This is a genomic window from Streptomyces sp. NPDC020996 (genome assembly GCF_040641355.1).
In the GTDB taxonomy this organism is placed as follows: Bacteria; Actinomycetota; Actinomycetes; order Streptomycetales; family Streptomycetaceae; genus Streptomyces.
Window position 1 is genome coordinate 16,951 of record NZ_JBFADM010000001.1, and the last position, 17,022, is coordinate 33,972.

General features: G+C 73.1%; 18 protein-coding genes. 9 read left to right on the top strand and 9 right to left on the bottom strand.

Annotation, left to right across the window (positions count from 1 at the left end):
- Positions 1–36: 36 nt before the first annotated feature.
- Both AB0G63_RS00085 and AB0G63_RS00090 read left to right on the top strand, forming a co-directional pair.
- Entirely contained in the window at positions 37–1,170 is a 1,134-nt protein-coding gene (locus AB0G63_RS00085; RefSeq protein WP_324787534.1) for a magnesium and cobalt transport protein CorA, read from the top strand.
- A gap of 23 nt (positions 1,171–1,193) precedes the next feature.
- Positions 1,194–1,706 (top strand): hypothetical protein, encoded by a 513-nt coding sequence (locus tag AB0G63_RS00090; RefSeq protein WP_360741675.1) that lies wholly within the window; start codon positions 1,194–1,196, stop codon positions 1,704–1,706.
- 160 nt (positions 1,707–1,866) lie between these two features.
- Here the strand turns inward: AB0G63_RS00090 and AB0G63_RS00095 are convergent, their stop codons facing one another.
- On the bottom strand, positions 1,867–2,610 hold the full coding sequence (locus AB0G63_RS00095; RefSeq protein ID WP_360741678.1) for a hypothetical protein: 744 nt from the start codon (positions 2,608–2,610) through the stop codon (positions 1,867–1,869).
- Positions 2,611–2,808: 198 nt separating this feature from the next.
- Between AB0G63_RS00095 and AB0G63_RS00100 the strand changes: the two genes are divergently transcribed.
- Genes AB0G63_RS00100 through AB0G63_RS00110 form a run of 3 tightly spaced genes read left to right on the top strand, consistent with a single transcriptional unit; the run spans position 2,809 to position 5,864 of the window.
- Complete coding sequence (locus AB0G63_RS00100; RefSeq protein ID WP_360741681.1) at positions 2,809–4,104, top strand: CBS domain-containing protein; 1,296 nt, start codon at positions 2,809–2,811, stop codon at positions 4,102–4,104.
- Positions 4,094–4,687, top strand: a complete 594-nt coding sequence (locus tag AB0G63_RS00105; protein ID WP_360741684.1) for a DUF1003 domain-containing protein — start codon at positions 4,094–4,096, stop codon at positions 4,685–4,687. Before AB0G63_RS00100 ends, AB0G63_RS00105 begins: the two co-directional genes overlap by 11 nt.
- Positions 4,688–4,730: 43 nt before the next feature.
- On the top strand, positions 4,731–5,864 hold the full coding sequence (locus AB0G63_RS00110; protein WP_360741687.1) for an Mrp/NBP35 family ATP-binding protein: 1,134 nt from the start codon (positions 4,731–4,733) through the stop codon (positions 5,862–5,864).
- A 289-nt stretch (positions 5,865–6,153) separates the two neighbouring features.
- Here the strand turns inward: AB0G63_RS00110 and AB0G63_RS00115 are convergent, their stop codons facing one another.
- From AB0G63_RS00115 to sigE, 5 genes are all read right to left on the bottom strand, one after another.
- Positions 6,154–6,825, bottom strand: coding sequence for a hypothetical protein (locus tag AB0G63_RS00115; RefSeq protein WP_360741690.1), 672 nt, complete (start codon positions 6,823–6,825; stop codon positions 6,154–6,156).
- A 242-nt stretch (positions 6,826–7,067) separates the two neighbouring features.
- Positions 7,068–7,496, bottom strand: a complete 429-nt coding sequence (locus AB0G63_RS00120) for a sec-independent translocase (protein ID WP_360741693.1) — start codon at positions 7,494–7,496, stop codon at positions 7,068–7,070.
- A gap of 211 nt (positions 7,497–7,707) precedes the next feature.
- Positions 7,708–9,681: a trypsin-like peptidase domain-containing protein gene (locus AB0G63_RS00125; protein ID WP_360741696.1), complete on the bottom strand. Its 1,974-nt coding sequence runs from the start codon at positions 9,679–9,681 to the stop codon at positions 7,708–7,710.
- Between the two features lie 149 nt (positions 9,682–9,830).
- The gene (locus AB0G63_RS00130) at positions 9,831–10,808 is read right to left on the bottom strand and encodes a zf-HC2 domain-containing protein (RefSeq protein WP_360741699.1); all 978 of its coding nucleotides are present in this window, start codon (positions 10,806–10,808) and stop codon (positions 9,831–9,833) included.
- Positions 10,805–11,509, bottom strand: a complete 705-nt coding sequence (sigE, locus tag AB0G63_RS00135) for an RNA polymerase sigma factor SigE (protein WP_360742347.1) — start codon at positions 11,507–11,509, stop codon at positions 10,805–10,807. The genes AB0G63_RS00130 and sigE overlap by 4 nt, the downstream gene beginning before the upstream one ends.
- Before the next feature lie 282 nt (positions 11,510–11,791).
- Between sigE and AB0G63_RS00140 the strand changes: the two genes are divergently transcribed.
- A complete protein-coding gene (locus tag AB0G63_RS00140) occupies positions 11,792–12,442 on the top strand; it encodes an O-methyltransferase (RefSeq protein WP_360741702.1) in 651 nt (216 codons plus the stop codon).
- A gap of 134 nt (positions 12,443–12,576) precedes the next feature.
- On the opposite strand, the gene AB0G63_RS00145 is transcribed toward AB0G63_RS00140, so the two are convergent.
- Entirely contained in the window at positions 12,577–12,744 is a 168-nt protein-coding gene (locus AB0G63_RS00145; RefSeq protein ID WP_003966491.1) for a DUF3117 domain-containing protein, read from the bottom strand.
- A 373-nt stretch (positions 12,745–13,117) separates the two neighbouring features.
- Between AB0G63_RS00145 and AB0G63_RS00150 the strand changes: the two genes are divergently transcribed.
- Entirely contained in the window at positions 13,118–13,921 is an 804-nt protein-coding gene (locus tag AB0G63_RS00150) for an enoyl-CoA hydratase-related protein (protein WP_360741705.1), read from the top strand.
- Here AB0G63_RS00150 and AB0G63_RS00155 read toward each other — a convergent pair.
- Together AB0G63_RS00155 and AB0G63_RS00160 are read right to left on the bottom strand one after the other, a co-directional pair.
- On the bottom strand, positions 13,887–14,522 hold the full coding sequence (locus AB0G63_RS00155; protein WP_360741708.1) for a DNA-3-methyladenine glycosylase I: 636 nt from the start codon (positions 14,520–14,522) through the stop codon (positions 13,887–13,889). The genes AB0G63_RS00150 and AB0G63_RS00155 overlap by 35 nt on opposite strands.
- Complete coding sequence (locus AB0G63_RS00160; protein WP_360742350.1) at positions 14,519–14,887, bottom strand: DivIVA domain-containing protein; 369 nt, start codon at positions 14,885–14,887, stop codon at positions 14,519–14,521. Before AB0G63_RS00160 ends, AB0G63_RS00155 begins: the two co-directional genes overlap by 4 nt.
- A 143-nt stretch (positions 14,888–15,030) precedes the next feature.
- Here AB0G63_RS00160 and folP point away from each other — a divergent pair, with 143 nt between their 5' ends.
- Both folP and AB0G63_RS00170 read left to right on the top strand, forming a co-directional pair.
- Positions 15,031–15,891 carry a dihydropteroate synthase gene (folP, locus tag AB0G63_RS00165; protein WP_360741711.1) on the top strand — a complete coding sequence of 287 codons (861 nt, stop codon included), beginning with the start codon at positions 15,031–15,033 and terminating at the stop codon, positions 15,889–15,891.
- Between the two features lie 550 nt (positions 15,892–16,441).
- Positions 16,442–16,858 (top strand): hypothetical protein, encoded by a 417-nt coding sequence (locus AB0G63_RS00170; RefSeq protein ID WP_360741714.1) that lies wholly within the window; start codon positions 16,442–16,444, stop codon positions 16,856–16,858.
- The last annotated feature ends 164 nt before the right edge of the window (positions 16,859–17,022 follow it).

Sequence of the window (17,022 nt, forward strand, 5' to 3'; positions counted from 1 at the left end):
TCGCGGCCTCTCGCTGCTCGTGCGAAGGAGCCTGCCATGTCGATGATCCGCGACCTGCGTGCCGTGGTCCGCCCGTCCCGCCCCTCACTGCGCAAGGGTCCCGTGCGCATGGACAGCGGCCCGTACGACACCACGCGCGACCCCGCGACGCCCTCGGCCGTCGTCGACTGCGCCGTCTACCGCGACGGCGCCCGCGTCCAGACGCCGCAGCCGCTCACCCCGCACGAGGCGATGCGGCTGGTGCGCCGCGACGGCGGCTTCGTGTGGATCGGCCTGCACGAGCCGACCGAGGCCGAATTCGCCGGTATCGCCCGCGAGTTCGGGCTGCACCCGCTGGCCGTGGAGGACGCCGTCCAGGCCCACCAGCGGCCCAAGCTGGAGCGCTACGACGACTCCCTGTTCACGGTGTTCAAGACCATCCACTACCTCGACCACGACCAGCTCACCGCCACCAGCGAGGTCGTGGAGACCGGCGAGGTCATGTGCTTCACCGGCCGGGACTTCTTCATCACCGTCCGGCACGGCGGCCAGGGCTCGCTCCGGGCGCTGCGCCACCGGCTCCAGGACGACCCCGAGCTGCTCGCCAAGGGGCCCTCGGCGGTGCTGCACGCGATCGCCGACCATGTCGTCGACGGCTACATCGCGGTCGCCGACGCCGTGCAGGACGACATCGACGAGGTCGAGACCGAGGTGTTCTCGCCGGGACGGCGGGGCGGGGTCTCGCGCGGTGTGGACTCGGCGCGGATCTACCAGCTCAAGCGCGAGGTGCTGGAGTTCAAGCGGGCCGTCTCGCCGCTGCTGCGGCCCATGCAGCTGCTCAGCGAGCGGCCGATGCGGCTGATCGACCCCGACATCCAGAAGTACTTCCGGGATGTCGCCGACCACCTCGCGCGCGTGCAGGAGCAGGTCCTCGGCTTCGACGAACTGCTCAACTCCATCCTCCAGGCCAACCTCGCGCAGGCGTCCGTCGCGCAGAACGAGGACATGCGGAAGATCACCTCGTGGGCCGCGATCATCGCCGTGCCGACGATGGTGTGCGGGGTGTACGGCATGAACTTCGAGCACATGCCCGAGCTGCACTGGCGCTACGGCTACCCGGTGATCATGATGATCACCGGCGTGATCTGCCTGGGGATCCACCGCACCCTCAAGCGCAACGGCTGGCTGTGAGGGCGCCTGGATAGGCTGGGCCCATGACAAGCGAGCTGCTCGAGCAGGCCCTCGTCGAGGAGGCGACCAAGAAGTCCGGCCTCATCTGGGTCAAGGGGCCCGGTGTCCCGGCCCGCGCGCTGTGGCACGTGTGGCACGAGGGCGCGGCGTGCGTGGTCGGCGACGGTCCGGGCGAGCAGCCCCTGCCGGGGCTGGCCGACCGGGGCACCGCCGAGGTCACCGTGCGCAGCAAGGACAAGGGCGGCCGGCTGGTGACCTGGACGGCGAAGGTCGTGGAGCTCGCGTCCGGGACCGAGGCGTGGGCGGCCGCGGTGGCCGAACTGAAGGGCAAGCGGCTCAACGCCCCCGACGGGGAGGCCGTACCGGAGCGCTGGGCGCGGGAGTGCCGGGTGCTGCGGCTGGAGCCGACGGGCGGGACGCGGCCGCTGCCCGACGGGAGTCTCGCCGGGGCCCCGTTGCCGTCGCCGGCCACGACACGGCAGCCGGCCCCGGCCGCGCTGCCGCGGCTGCTGATGAAGCGGCGCAAGCGGAAGTAGACGCGGGCCGGGCGGCCGGCGGGGGTCGGCGTCCGCCAGGACGACCGGCGGGCGGCGTCCGCCGGGGCGACGGGGCGTCGGGGCGTCGGGGCGTCGACGACCGTCACAGCCGACCGGCCATCAGGAAAACGGCCGTCAGGACAACGACCGTCAATGACCCTCAGGACGACGGGAGTTGCCTGCCGTAGTCCACGGTCTCGCTCTTGTCCGGCTCGGTCAGGGTGAAGTCCGTGCCCCAGGCGGAGAAGGTCAGGGTTCCCGCGCCGCCCGCCCGGACCAGGCGGAGGGGGTAGGCCGTGCCCTGGAGGGAGACGTCCAGGGTGCCGCCGGAGCCGTCGTCGCCGGTGATCCGGATGGTGCGGACGCCCGCCTGCTGGTGGTGGCCGTCCTTGGCGAGCTTGCCGTGCAGCGTCAGCAGACCGTCGAGGAGGACGCCCTTGTCCGTGAAGCCGCTGAACTTCTGGTACGACGGGTCGCCCTCGGGCACCTTCACGTACTTGCCGTCGAGCTTGTCGGCCGCGGCCCCGTCCCCGCCGCCGTCCTGGTGGCTCCAGAAGTCCGCGTCGGCCTTCAGGAACAGCTGCTCGCCGACCCGCAGCAGCTTGAACGAGGCACCCTTGGAGGTGACCGACCCGGTGGCGCCGTCGGACTTCAGACGCATGTCGATGCGGTAGGTGCGCCCGCTGGTGACCACGGTGCCGGAGAGGCGGACCGCGTCGGCGGACTCGGCGGCCTTCCGGGTCCGGGACTGGATCTGGTCGGCCGGCAGTCTGCCGACCCCGTTGGTGCCCGCGTCCGGGTCCTCACCGCATCCCGCGAGGAGTCCCGCCCCCGTCACGACCAGCGCGCACACCCCGCTCACCAGCACGATCCGGCGGGTACGGCCCTGGGGAGTCGCAGTCACAGGTGGGGCTGCCTTTCTGACGGGTCCTGAGCGGCGTACGGCAGCGTACCGGGGCGGTGACGGGGCGGCGGAGCCGGTCCGACCGGCCCCCCTGCCAGGACGGCTCCGATCGGGACGGGCTAGCCTGAAGCCCACCCGAGCGGGCAATTCGGAAAAGAGACACCGTACGAAACACCCACGGGAGAAGGAGGCGCGGCCATGGCAGGGGGTGCCCCCCGGATCTTCGTCTCGCACCTCGCCGACGTCGCCGCGTTCGACCCGAACGGCGACCTGGTGGGCCGGGTACGGGACCTGGTCGTGATGCTGCGCGTCGGGCGGCGGCCCCCACGGCTGCTCGGGATGGTCGTCGAACTGCCCACCCGGCGCCGGATCTTCCTGCCCATGACGCGGGTGACCGGCATCGAGTCCGGGCAGGTCATCACCACCGGCGTGCTCAACGTCCGCCGCTTCGAGCAGCGCCCCACCGAGCGCCTGGTCTTCGGCGACCTCCTCGACCGGCGCGTGACGCTGACCGAGACCGGCGAGGAGGTCACCGTCCTCGACCTGTCGGTGCGGCAGCTGCCGGCCCGCCGGGACTGGGAGATCGACCGCGTCTTCGTGCGCAGGGGCAGGACGGGCGGCGCCTTCCGGCGCGGCAGGGGGGAGACGCTGACCGTGGAGTGGTCCGCGGTCACCGGCTTCTCCCTGGAGGAGCACGGGCAGGGCGCCGAGAACCTCCTCGCCACCTTCGAGCAGCTGCGCCCCGCCGACCTCGCCAACGTGCTGCACCACCTCTCCGCCAAGCGCCGCGCCGAGGTCGCCGCCGCCCTCGACGACGACCGGCTGGCCGACGTGCTGGAGGAGCTGCCGGAGGACGACCAGATCGAGATCCTCGGCAAGCTGAAGGAGGAGCGCGCCGCCGACGTGCTGGAGGCCATGGACCCGGACGACGCGGCCGACCTGCTCTCCGAACTGCCGGAGGAGGACAAGGAACGGCTGCTGAGCCTGATGCAGCCCGCCGACGCGGCCGACATGCGGCGCCTGATGTCGTACGAGGAGCACACCGCGGGGGGTCTGATGACGACCGAGCCGATCGTGCTGCGTCCCGACGCGACCGTCGCCGACGCGCTCGCCCGGGTCCGCAACCCCGACCTGTCCCCCGCGCTCGCCGCCCAGGTCTACGTCTGCCGCCCGCCCGACGACACCCCGACCGGCAAGTACCTCGGCACCGTCCACTTCCAGCGCATGCTGCGCGAGCCGCCCTACACCCTGGTCAGCTCCGTCGTCGACACGGACCTGCAGCCCCTCGTCCCCGAGGCGGCGCTGCCGGTGGTCGCCGGGTTCTTCGCGACGTACGACATGGTCGCGGCGCCCGTGGTGGACGAGGCCGGGTCGCTGCTGGGCGCGGTGACCGTCGACGACGTCCTGGACCACATGCTGCCGGAGGACTGGCGGGAGACCGAGTTCCACCTCGGCGGGGACGAGGGCGCGCAGGGGGTGGCCGGTGACTCCTGAGCGCGACGGGACCCGCGAGCGCACCGCGGCGGGGGCGACGGCGGCCGGCCGCGCCCGGCCCCGTCTGGACCAGCCGCGGCCGCGGCGCCGCCGGTTCCTGCCCGAATGGGACCCGGAGGCCTTCGGCCGCCTCTCGGAGCGCATCGCGCGCTTCCTCGGCACCGGCCGGTTCATCGTCTGGATGACGTTCGTCATCGTGCTGTGGGTGCTGTGGAACGTGACCGCGCCGCGCGAGCTGCGCTTCGACGAGTACCCGTTCATCTTCCTGACCCTGATGCTGTCCCTGCAGGCCTCCTACGCCGCCCCGCTGATCCTGCTGGCGCAGAACCGGCAGGACGACCGCGACCGGGTCAACCTCGAACAGGACCGCAAGCAGAACGAGCGGTCCATCGCGGACACCGAGTACCTGACCCGCGAGATCGCCGCCCTGCGCATGGGCCTGGGCGAGGTCGCCACCCGCGACTGGATCCGCTCCGAACTGCAGGACCTGTTCAAGGAACTGGACGGCAGGCGGGACGGCCACCACGAACCCGCCGTATTCCCGGCAGAACGGTCGCACGGACGTGACGTAGACGACCGGTGACGGGCGTGCCGGGGCCCCCGCGCGGCGCCGTACCATCGTCCTTATGGCTAGCGAAGACGCGGTGCGCGAAGCACTGGCGACGGTGAACGACCCCGAGATCAACCGCCCCATCACCGAGCTCGGGATGGTCAAATCGGTGGAGATCGGCGCGGACGGAGCGGTCGCGGTCACCGTGTACCTGACGGTCTCCGGCTGCCCCATGCGCGAGACGATCACGCAGCGCGTGACGGAGGCGGTCTCCCGCGTCGAGGGCGTCACACGCGTCGACGTCTCGCTCGACGTGATGAGCGACGAGCAGCGCAGGGAGCTGGCGAGCGCGCTGCGCGGCGGCCAGGCCGAGCGCGAGGTCCCCTTCGCCAAGCCCGGCTCGCTCACCCGGGTGTACGCGGTGGCGTCCGGCAAGGGCGGCGTCGGCAAGTCGTCGGTCACGGTGAACCTGGCGGCGGCGATGGCGGCGGACGGCCTGAAGGTCGGTGTCGTCGACGCCGACATCTACGGCCACAGCGTGCCGCGCATGCTGGGCGTCGACGGCCGGCCGACCCAGGTCGAGAACATGATCATGCCGCCGTCCGCGAACGGCGTGAAGGTCATCTCCATCGGCATGTTCACCCCGGGCAACGCCCCGGTCGTGTGGCGCGGCCCGATGCTCCACCGCGCGCTCCAGCAGTTCCTGGCGGACGTGTACTGGGGCGACCTGGACGTGCTGCTGCTCGACCTCCCGCCGGGCACCGGCGACATCGCGATCTCCGTGGCCCAGCTGGTGCCCAACGCCGAGATCCTGGTCGTCACCACCCCGCAGCAGGCCGCCGCCGAGGTGGCCGAGCGGGCCGGCGCCATCGCCGTGCAGACCCACCAGAAGATCGTCGGCGTGGTCGAGAACATGTCCGGCCTGCCCTGCCCGCACTGCGGCGAGATGGTCGACGTCTTCGGCACGGGCGGCGGCCAGGCGGTCGCCGACGGCCTCACCCGCACGACGGGCGCGAACGTCCCGGTCCTCGGCAGCATCCCCATCGACGTCCGCCTGCGCGAGGGCGGCGACGAGGGCAAGCCGGTCGTGCTGACCGACCCGGACTCCCCGGCGGGCGCGGCCCTGCGGGGCATCGCCGGGAAGCTGGGCGGACGGCAGCGGGGCCTGGCCGGACTGTCGCTCGGGCTCACGCCGAAGAACAAGTTCTGAGAGCGCGGCCGGTTCCGGGACCGCCGCGACCGCGGAGGCCCGGTTCCGGGACCGCCGCCGCCTCGGACCGGCTCCGGTTCGCCACGGCCTCGGAGGCCCCGTTCCGGGACCGCTACGGCCTCGGAGGCCCGGTTCCGGGACCGCCAGCGCCTCGGAGGCCCGGTTCGTTCCGGTACCGCCACGGCCTCGGCGCCGGTCTCACGGCCGGCGCGGCTTCGGGGGCGCCGTCCGGTGCGGTGGCGCCCCTTTTCGCCGTCCTGGCCAGGCGCAGGCTTTCGCGCCGCCCCGGCTAGGCGTAGGCGGCGATGTCCTTGATCATGGCGAAGCCGAGCCCGTAGGCGCTCATGCCCCTGCCGTACGCGCCCACGTGCACGCCTTCCTGCGTGGACCCGGCGAGCACCCAGCCGAACTCGGACTCGCGGTAGTGGAAGGGCGTGGGAACCCCGTCGACGGGCAGGGAGAGCATCGACCACTCGGGGCCGGACAGGTCGTCGGCCAGCGCCCACGCCGTCTCCGTCTGCTGCTCCAGCCAGTCGTCGCGCAGGGCGTGGTCCATCTGGCCGGGCCAGGTGAAGGACAGCAGCCCCACGCCGGCCAGCCACGCCGCCGAGGACACCGACGTGGCCTCCAGCAGCCCCGTGCCGTCGGCGCTGCGCCGGGACGGGTTCGCCGCGACGGTGACCACGACCGCGAACCGCTCCTTGGGCTCGTCGGTCGCCCCGGCCGCGTACTCGTTCTTCACGGAGGGCTCGTCGCCGTGCCCGATCGAACCGTGCTCGACGGCCCCGTCGGCCGCCGTACCGACCTGCATCAGCCAGCGCGGCCCCGTGAACGCCTCGTCGAGGCCGTACCACGGGAAGGGCGCCTGCAGGTAGCCGTCGACCGTACGCCGGGCGGAGGGGACCTGTTGTCCGCCCTCCGCGGCCGGCGCCTGCGCGACTGCCCGACTCGTCGTCTCCATGTGCCCGGACGCCTCCTCGCTCTCGTCGGACCGGAGCGGCCCGCCCCCCTTCGGGCGGCGTTGCTCTTTCGCATCCGGCCCGCGCAACAACTCGGCAGCATATCCACCCCGCCGGGAGCAACCGGGAAAGCGCCCGGCGGGTGAGCCGCCGAGAAGCCGTGATCAAGCCGTGCGGCGGCCTCCGCGGGGTATGAAACGCGTCACGTGCGGCGGGTGCGACCAGCGGCGACGCGGGTCAGGGGTCAGGTGGCGTCGGCGTCGAAGGGCGGGCGGTCGTCGTCCTCGGGCTTCTTGACCATGTCGACACGTCCGGCGGCCGGCGCGGCGGAGGACGGCGCGGGATCGCTGTCGCGGCTGTGGACGGCGTCCGTGACCTCGGCCATCTCCTTCTTCAGGTCGAAGCCGTTGCGGATCTCCTTCAGCCCCAGGTCGTCGTTGTCCAGGTGCTTGCGGATGAACGTCTTGGGGTTGAGGTCCTCGAACTCGAAGTCCTTGAACTCCGGGCCCAGTTCCTGCCGGATGTCGTGCTTGGCGCTCTCCGAGAACTCACGGATCTTGCGGATGGTCCGCATGACGTCCTGGATGACCTTCGGGAGCTTGTCCGGACCGAAGACGAGCACCGCGAGGACAACGAGCGTGACCAGCTCGAGCGGTCCTATGTCATTGAACACCTGAAGCTCCTCGCCATCTCCTCGGTCCTCGGCCCTCGGTGGTCTGTGCGGGTCTTCCGTGGTCCGGGCCGGGTCCACGGTACCCGGCGATTCGGTACGACCGGTACCGTCCCGAGGGCAGCGAGTTGTCCACGTGGCGGTTTTTCGGGGTCGTGGGCCGCCGCCTGGGTCGTGGGGAGCGGGCGCGGGACCTTCGTCTGTGAAGTCGCTGTCAATTCCCGTCCGAGGACCCGAGCACGAGCCGGATCTTCTTGATGATCCCGTCCCGCCGCACCGTCAGCTCCAGCCGGTCGCCGGGGCGGTGGGCCCGTATCTTGACGATCAGTTCCTCGCCGGAGTGGACGCGCTGGCCGTCGACCTCGGTGATGACGTCGCCCGGCTCGATGCCGGCCTTGTCGCCGGGGCCGCCCGCGTTGACGGCGGGCCCGCCGCCGCTGCCCTTGGCACCGACTCGGGCGCCGTCACCCGTGTAGTCCATGTCGAGGGTGACGCCGATGACCGGGTGGGTCGCCTTGCCGGTGTTGATCAGCTCCTCGGCGACGCGCTTGGCCTGGTTGACGGGGATGGCGAACCCGAGCCCGATCGAGCCGGCCTGGCCGCCGTCCGGTTGCGAGCCGCTGTCGGCGGAGCGGATGGCGGAGTTGATGCCGATGACGCGGGCCTTGGAGTCGAGCAGGGGCCCGCCGGAGTTGCCCGGGTTGATGGGTGCGTCGGTCTGCAGCGCGTCGACGTACGACACGTCGCTGCCGTCCCCGCTCTCCCCGCCGGCCGTGATGGGCCGCTCCTTGGCGCTGATGATGCCGGAGGTGACGGTGCCTTCCAGGTCGAAGGGCGCGCCGATGGCGACGACGGGGTCGCCGACCTGGACGTTGTCGGAGTTGCCGAGGGGCATGGGCTTGAGGCCGCTCACGCCGTCCACCTGCACGACGGCGAGGTCGTAGCCGCTGTCCCGGCCGACGACGGTGGCCTTGGCGGTGTCGCCGCTGCTGAACGTCACGGATATCCGGCCGCCGGAGCCGGCGGGCTCGACGACATGGTTGTTGGTGAGGATGTGCCCCTGCGCGTCGAGCACGAAGCCCGTGCCGGTGCCGGACTCCTCCTGGCCGGTCACGTGCAGGGTCACCACGCTGGGCAGGGCCCGGGCGGCGATCCCGGCCACGCTGTCCGGGGCGCGCCCGGTGGGCTCCTTCCCGGCCTGCGGCAGCTCCACGTCCCCCACGCCGCCGTGGCGCTCGAGATACGAGCCGAGGGCGCCGCCTACGCCGCCCGCAACGAGCGCGAGCACCACGGCCCCGGCCACCAGCCCCTTCCTGGCCCGCCGGGGCCGGGGGGCGCCGGTGTGCTGGAGGGGGGCGGCGGCCCAGGGGTCGTAGTTCCGCCAGGGAGAGGCGGGCGGTACGTCGCCACCGGGGCTCGCCATCGGCTGCGGGACCGGGGCGGCACCGACCGGGAGCGGCGCCGCGGGGGCGTGCGCCGCAGGGGCGTGTGCGCCGGGCGCCGCGGGGACAGCCGGGCCGAGGGCAGCGGGGACAGCCGGGCCGGGGGCAGCGGCTAGGGGCGCGCCGGGCGTCGCGGGCTGTACGGGCTGCGCAGGCTGTACGAGCCCCGGCTGCGTGGGCTGTACGGGCGCGGGTGGCGGGGTGGCCGTCGCGCCGGGCGTCGGCAGGGGCGTCTGTGGGGGCGTGATCGCCGTGCCAGGCGCCGGTGCGGGGATTCCGTGCGTGGGCGTGGCCGCGGGGTGCTGGACCGGCGGGGCGGGCGCCCAGGGGCCGGGTTCGCCGTAGGGCGGGGTGCTGTAGGGGTCGGGGTCGTGCAGGGGTCTGGGGCGTTCGGCCACGGGTACGGCCGCGAGGCTGACCGGGTCGGGGGCCGCAGCCGGTGCGGCCGCGGCCGGGCGCTCCAGCTCGAAGTCGCCGTCGGTGCCGGGGCGGTCGGCGGGGACGCCGGTCCCGGCGCGGTCGGCCGACGGGGCCACCGGCTCGACGGGGGCCGCCGCGGCCGGCTTGGCCAGCTCGAAGTCGCCGTCGGCGAAGCCACCGTCGGGTGCGGGCGCCGCGGGCGCGGCCGGTGCCGGGTCCGTGCCCTCCGCCCGGACCGGCGGGTGCGACGGGTCCGAAGGGTCCGACGGGCCCTGCGGTCGCGGGCGGCTCCACCACTTCGCCTTCGTGGGCTTCCCCTCGTTCATGTTCTCCCCACAGCTGGCCGCGGCACGGCTCGTCAGCGCCGGCCACGGTTGTCCGACTCCGCGCCCGTGACCAGGTCACGTCCTGGCCACGGGCATGGCTCACCCCGGATTCAACCAGGTTCCCGGGCGGTCGGTCAGCGGTCGGGCGGTCAGCGTGCGGTGCGCGACGGGGACGGGGAGGCGGAGGACGTGTCGGGGGCGGGCGCGGCGCGCATGCCGGGGGACCTGACCTCGGGCGCGGTGGACCAGGAGGTCAGGGTGAACGGCGGGGCGACGCCGGTGAGCGGCCGTATCAACGGCGACATGACCGCCGCACCGGCCATCACGGGCCCGGTCAGCGGGGGTGTGGCCTGCTGTGTCTGCCCGGAGCCCGCGGGGCTCGGTATGCCCGGCAGCAGCGGCGCGGAGACCTGTGTGGGGGCCACCGTGGTGTCGCCGAGCGTGCGCTGGCCCTGGGCGAGCACCGGGCCGGTGCCGCGGCGCCGCTGGCTCTCGGGAGCCGTCGCGTTCCCGGTGCCCGGCGACCGCATCGGGGTGACGTTGCTGCCGGTCCCGTTGCCGCCGCGCGCGTCCGCGGTGTCGGCCGGTGAGCCGCCCGTGACGCCGCCCAGCGCGATCGCGGCGAGCGACACCGCCCCGGCGGCGGCGAACGCGATCCGCAGTCCGCGCGAGGCCGGACGCTCCGGTTCGCGGTGGCCGACGTCGTGGACGGGGAAGCCGTGGTCGGCGTCGGGTGCGGCGGTGTGCGCGCCGGCGGGCACGTAGCCGAACTCGAAGCGCTCGCCCCGTCTCAGCCCGAACACTCCGCCGCCGAACCGTCCGGAGGCCGCTGCGGGGAGTCCTCCCCCGCTGAAGGGCGAGCCGCCGTCCGTGTCGTCACCTCCCGCCGGGAGCCCCTGGAGACGGGCCAGGAAGCTCTCGGAGGGGGACGGCGGGGCCGCCTCCGCGAAGACGTTCTTCAACTGCCGCTGGGCGTCGGCCTCCGCCTTGCACCTGGCGCAGGTGGCCAGGTGGGCGAGGACACGCTCGCGCGACTCGTGACCGAGCTCTCCGTCCACCAGGGCGGAGAGCCGGTCTCCCAGATGCTGCTCGGACAGGCGCCTCTCGGCGGGGCTTGATCCACTCACGCGGTCGCGCCCCCTCCCCCCAGTGCGGGGACACGGGCCATGAAGGAGCGGCGCTCGGCCGCCCGGGCCTGCGGGGAGCGGTGGGCGAGGGCCTTGCGCAGCTGCGAGCGGCCGCGGTGGATGCGCGAGCGGACCGTGCCGAGCTTGACGCCGAGGGTGGCGGCGATCTCCTCGTACGACAGCCCCTCGATGTCGCACAGGACGACCGCGGCGCGGAACTCGGGCGCGAGCGTGTCGAGGGCCTGCTGGACGTCCGCGTCGAAGTGCGCGTCGTTGAAGACCTGCTGCGGGTTGGGTTCGCGGCTGGGCAGGCGCTCGGCCGCGTCCTCGCCGAGGGCGTCGAAGCGGATGCGCTGCTTGCGGCGGACCATGTCGAGGAACAGGTTGGTGGTGATGCGGTGCAGCCAGCCCTCGAAGGTCCCCGGCGTGTACGTCGACAGGGAGCGGAAGACGCGGACGAAGACCTCCTGGGTGAGGTCCTCGGCGTCGTGCTGGTTGCCCGTGAGGCGGTAGGCCAGCCGGTAGACGCGTCCGCTGTGGGTGCTGACGATCTCCTCCCAGGTGGGCGGAGTCCACGCCTGCCCGTCCGCGTCGGTGGAGAAGGTCGCGGTCCGGTCGTGTTCAGCGGCGTGGCTGTGGTCAGCAGCGGTGTCGTTCACGGATTTCGGCCTGCCCGCCGATCCGAGAAAGCGCCACAGCACTCCTCCCCGATCCACAGGTACGGCCGCACCTCCCCTGTCGGCTCTGGTGGTGTCCAGTGGAGCCCCTACCATAGCCACCTCGCCCGTTAGCTCCGGATAAGCGGTTTTACGAGAATTTGATGTGGGCTGGCACCGCTCGGGCCGCTGCGCCCGCAGTTGCTCCGGTGTCCGCCCCGCGTCGTGATCCAACTGTGTCCCCCCGCTGTCGTCTCCACCCCTCTAAACGCCCGGTCCCATCTGCGGGTTCCCGGCGCCAACGGATACAGTCACGCCCAGGCAACCATGGGACAGGAGAGGGTCATTACCGGCAACCGGCTGACGAGCTGGGCGTTCGCCGACGCCTATGTCGCCGAGGACGAGGCGCTGCGCTGGGCCCGCGACCGGGCCCGCGAGGCGGGGCTGCGCTCGGTGTCGCCCGGCACGGGCGCCGCGCTGCGGTTGCTGGCCGCCTCGGTGGACGCGAAGGCGGTGGCGGAGATCGGCACCGGCACGGGCGTCTCCGGGATCCATCTGCTGCACGGCATGCGCCCCGACGGGGTCCTGACGACCGTGGACCCCGAGCCGGAGCACCAGCAGTTCGCCCGCCAGGCCTTCCGCGCGTCCGGATTCGCCAGCAACCGCGCCCGCTTCATCCCGGGGCGCGCGCTGGACGTGCTGCCCCGGCTCGCGGACGCCGGCTACGACCTCGTCTTCTGCGACGGCGACCGGCAGGAGGTCATGGACTACCTCGCTGAATCGTTGCGTCTACTGCGTACGGGGGGCCTGGTGGTTTTCGAGGGCGTCTTCGCCAACGGCCGCACGGTGGACTCGGGGCCGCAGCCCACGGAGGTGCTGCGGCTGCGGGAGCTGCTGCGCGGGGTGCGGGAGAGCCCGGAGCTGTTGCCGTCGCTGCTGCCGGTGGGCGACGGGCTGCTGTGCGCGGTCAAGCGGTAGCCGTACGGCCGGCGCCGACGCTGTGGAAGCGCGACCGCGAGGCGGGCGGAGGGCCCGGACGCGGCGGCGCCGAAACAGCGGCCCCGGCACCGCTTGGGTGCCGGGGCCGCCGAAGGGGTATGGTCGCTTCCGCGTCAGCCGACGACCTTCTTGAGGGCGTCGCCCAGCGCGTCGGCCTCGTCAGGGGTCAGCTCGACGACGAGCCGACCGCCGCCTTCGAGCGGAACGCGCATGACGATGCCCCGCCCCTCCTTGGTCACCTCGAGCGGGCCATCACCCGTTCGCGGCTTCATGGCCGCCATGCTCGTTCCCCTTCCTGAAACCAGCTCATCGTCAAAGCCGACGGCCCTGGAGGGCACGCGCGGTCCTGGCGGGACACGCAACACCGGCATCGAACACATTGCTTCCCAGCCATTATCCCGCATCTCAGGACCCGATGACCAACATCGGTAGGCATCGCTTGGGCAACGCGCGCGAGCAAAACCACTCAATTCGGCGATGTGGCTGCGATACTTCGCCGCCGTGCGGACTTTCGCCGGCCCGAAACGGGGCCGGATTCTTTGACGCAGGTCACACGTCCGCTGCGGTGCGCGGACGGTGATCTCCGTCATGCTGTCCTTCGGACAGGGCGTACCGGCCGGTACGCCGCGACCGCGACATGCGGAGGGGACACACATGGCCGACACCGTGCTCTACGAGGTGGGCGACGGGCTCGCGACGATCACGCTGAACCGCCCCGAGGCGATGAACGCGCTGAACATCGCGACCAAGGTCGCCCTTCGGGACGCGGTCCGGACGGCGGCGGAGGACGACTCCGTGCGGGCGGTGCTGCTGACCGCCGCCGGGGACCGGGCGTTCTGCGTGGGGCAGGACCTCAAGGAGCACATCGGGCTGCTGGCGCAGGACCGGGAGACCGGCACCTCGCACACCATGAGCACGGTGCGCGAGCACTACAACCCCATCGTGCGGGCGCTGACGGAGATGCCGAAGCCGGTGGTGGCGGGGGTGAACGGGGTCGCGGCCGGGGCCGGCTTCGGTTTCGCGCTCGCCGCGGACTTCCGCGTGGTGGCCGACACGGCCGCCTTCAACACCTCGTTCGCGGGGGTGGCGCTGACCGCCGACTCCGGGATCTCCTGGACGCTGCCGCGCGTCGTCGGGCCCGCCCGCGCCGCCGACCTGCTGCTGTTCCCGCGCAGCGTCAAGGCGCAGGAGGCGTACGAGCTGGGGATCGCCAACCGTCTGGTGCCGGCCGGCGAGCTGCGCGCGGAGGCCGAGAAGGTGGCACGGGCGCTGGCGGAGGGGCCGACGGTGGCGTACGCGGCGATCAAGGAGGCGGTGGCGTACGGGTTCTCCCACTCGCTCGCGGAGACGCTGGAGAAGGAGGACGAGCTGCAGACCCGCGCGGGGCGGTCGGCGGACCACGTGATCGCGGTGGAGGCGTTCGTCAACAAGGAGAAGCCGAAGTATCTGGGACGCTGAGCGCGTCGCCGGACGCGTCACGGGACGCGTCACGGGCGGCGCATCCTTCCAGGTGGTCGTCGACCAGACCGCAGGCCTGCATCAGCGCGTAGGCGGTCGTCGGGCCGACGAAGCGCAGGCCCCGCTTCTTCAGGGCCTTGGACAGGGCCGTCGACTCCGGGGTGACCGCGGGGACGTCGGACAGCGTCCTCGGCGCCGGTCCCGGGGCCGGGGCGTGGGACCAGATCAGGGCGTCCAGCTCGCCCGGCGCCCACTCGGCGAGCACGCGCGCGTTGGCGCAGGTGGCGTCGATCTTGGCGCGGTTGCGGATGATGCCCGGGTCGGCGAGAAGGCGCTCGCGGTCCTCGTCCGTGAAGGCCGCGACCGCCGCGATCTCGAAGCCGGCGAAGGCGGCGCGGAAGCCGGGGCGGCGGCGCAGGATGGTGATCCAGGACAGGCCGGACTGGAACGCCTCCAGGCTGAGCCGCTCGAAGAGGGCGTCGTCGCCGTGGACCGGGCGGCCCCACTCCTCGTCGTGGTACGTCACGTAGTCGGGGGTGGACAGGCCCCAGGGGCAGCGCGGGACGCCGTCGGGGCCGACGAGCGCGGCCGTGTCGTTCACTGCTGGTCCTCCGGGCCGTGCGCGGGCTTGTCGAGGGGGGTGGGGGCGTCGTGGGCGGTGTGGGCGGCGGCCCGCGCGCCCGCCAGCGCGGTCTCCAGGTCGGCGATGCGGGCGTCGCGCTCGGCGAGCTCGGCGGCCAGGCGGTTCAGGGCGTCGTCGACGTCCGCCATGCGGTAGCCGCGGGCGGCGAGGGGGAAGCGGAGGTCGTCGACGTCGGCGCGGCTCAGCGGGCGGTCCGGCGGCAGGGGGTCGTGCAGCCGCTCCGGGACGGCCTCCGGGAGCGGGCCTTCTCCTCCGCCGCCCACCACGGCCAGTGTCACCGCCGCCACCACGACGGCCAGAGCGACGACCAGGAACAGGAACATAACCATCGCCGGGGTCCCCAAGCTCGATGTTCGTACAGCCTCAATGTGTCAGGGTCCGATCGTGCCATGCGAGGCTGACGGTTAGGGTCGCAGGCGGCCGAACGGCCGGGACACCCAGGACGTACTAGGAGAGGTCACAGGGGATGCTCAGGCTGGGCAGGCGCACGTTCGAGGCGCACGAGCCGGTGATCATGGCGATCGTGAACCGGACCCCGGATTCCTTCTACGACCAGGGGGCGACCTTCCGGGACGAGCCGGCCCTCGCGCGCGTGGAGCAGGCCGTGGCGGAGGGGGCGGCCATCATCGACATCGGCGGGGTGAAGGCCGGGCCCGGCGAGGAGGTGACCGCCGAGGAGGAGGCGCGGCGGACGGTCGGGTTCGTGGCGGAGGTCAGGCGGCGTTTCCCCGACGTCGTCATCAGCGTCGACACCTGGCGGCACGAGGTCGGCGAGGCCGTGTGCGAGGCGGGCGCGGACCTGCTCAACGACGCGTGGGGCGGGGTCGACCCCCGGCTGGCGGAGGTCGCGGCGCGCCACGGGGCGGGGCTGGTGTGCACGCACGCGGGCGGCGCCCGGCCGCGGACACGTCCGCACCGGGTGGCGTACGACGACGTCATGGCCGACATCCTGCGGGTGACGCTGGGGCTGGCGGAGCGGGCGGTGGCGCTGGGGGTGCCGAGGGAGTCGGTGCTGATCGACCCCGGGCACGACTTCGGCAAGAACACGCGGCACAGCCTGGAGGCGACGCGGCGGCTGGACGAGATGGTGGCCACCGGGTGGCCAGTGCTGGTGTCGCTGTCCAACAAGGACTTCGTGGGCGAGACGCTGGACCGCCCGGTGAAGGAGCGCGTCCTGGGGACCCTGGCGACGACCGCGGTCTCGGCGTGGCTCGGCGCCCAGGTCTACCGCGTCCACGAGGTGGCGGAGACCCGCCAGGTACTCGACATGGTCACCGCGATCGCCGGCCACCGCCCCCCGACGGTGGCCCGCCGGGGCCTGGCGTAGGGCGGGGCCGGGCCCGGGCCTGGCGCCGGGGCCGAGGCTCGGGGACCCGGGGCCGGATGCTCGGCGGCCGGGTCCCCGGCGGTGGCACACGAGAGTCGGCGGCGGGCCGGGCCCCGAAGGCCAGGGGCCGGGGTCCGGGGTCCGGGGTCCCGCAGAGCGAGAGGCCGACGCCCAGAGTCCGCATCATCCCGTCCCAAACCGGAGCAACTGCCACCAAGCTGATCCGTTCCTTCGCCGATTCCGGGCGGGAAGCACGCGCATGCCTCGTCCCCGCCCGTCGCAGCCGGGACTGCCCCAGCGCGATCAAGAACCCGAATCGCCGGCCCGTGCTGCAGAATCGCGCCAGACGCGGCACCGTGCAACCAGGCCGCTGGGCCCACCACCCGGCCTCGAAGCCGGAGATCACCCGCCGGGCCGGAAGGCCGGCACTCAAGGGGCAGCAAACCCCGCCGCCCTGACCATCTGCGCTCGCCGTTCACGGTCCCTGAGGGTGAAGGAGCGTCAGTGCCAGCGGATAGCGTCTCTCGTGAATCTCGGGTTGGGAGCCGCTATGAGCTGGGGCGTTCTTCTGTTGCCGCTGCCTGCGGACCTCGCGTCGATCGACGACCTTCCTGCCGATCACGAGCCGCCTCCCATCGGAAGCCGGTCCAGCGTCCACAAGGCACTCAGGTCAGCCGTGGGTGAGGTCGACCTGACCGATCCCGCATGGGGCGAGTTACTCGGTCCGACCTGGGTGATCGAACTCGGTATCGGCGACCACGACCCCGTTGAGTCGGTCATGCTTCATGTCCGGGGCGGGGAGGACGACGTGCTTCCTGTGATCTTCCACGTCTCCCGAGCCCTCGGCTGCCGTCCCTTCGACTGCTCGACCGGCGAGCTGCTCGCAGACGATGCCCCGGCCGGCTGGACCGCCTTCCAGGCCTTTCGGGACAGGGCTGTCACGTCTGCCCCGGCGGACAAGCCATAGGCCGTCGTCAGCGGCGACGTCGTCAAGGCAACTGCTTAGGCCGGGGCCGGTCCCCCGTGCCCCGGCGGTGGCCCGCCGAGGGCCGGGGCCCAAGGCCGAGGGCCACGGCCCGGAGGCCGAGGTCTCGGGGCCGAGGGCCGGTGGCGGGGTGGGGTGGGGCGGGG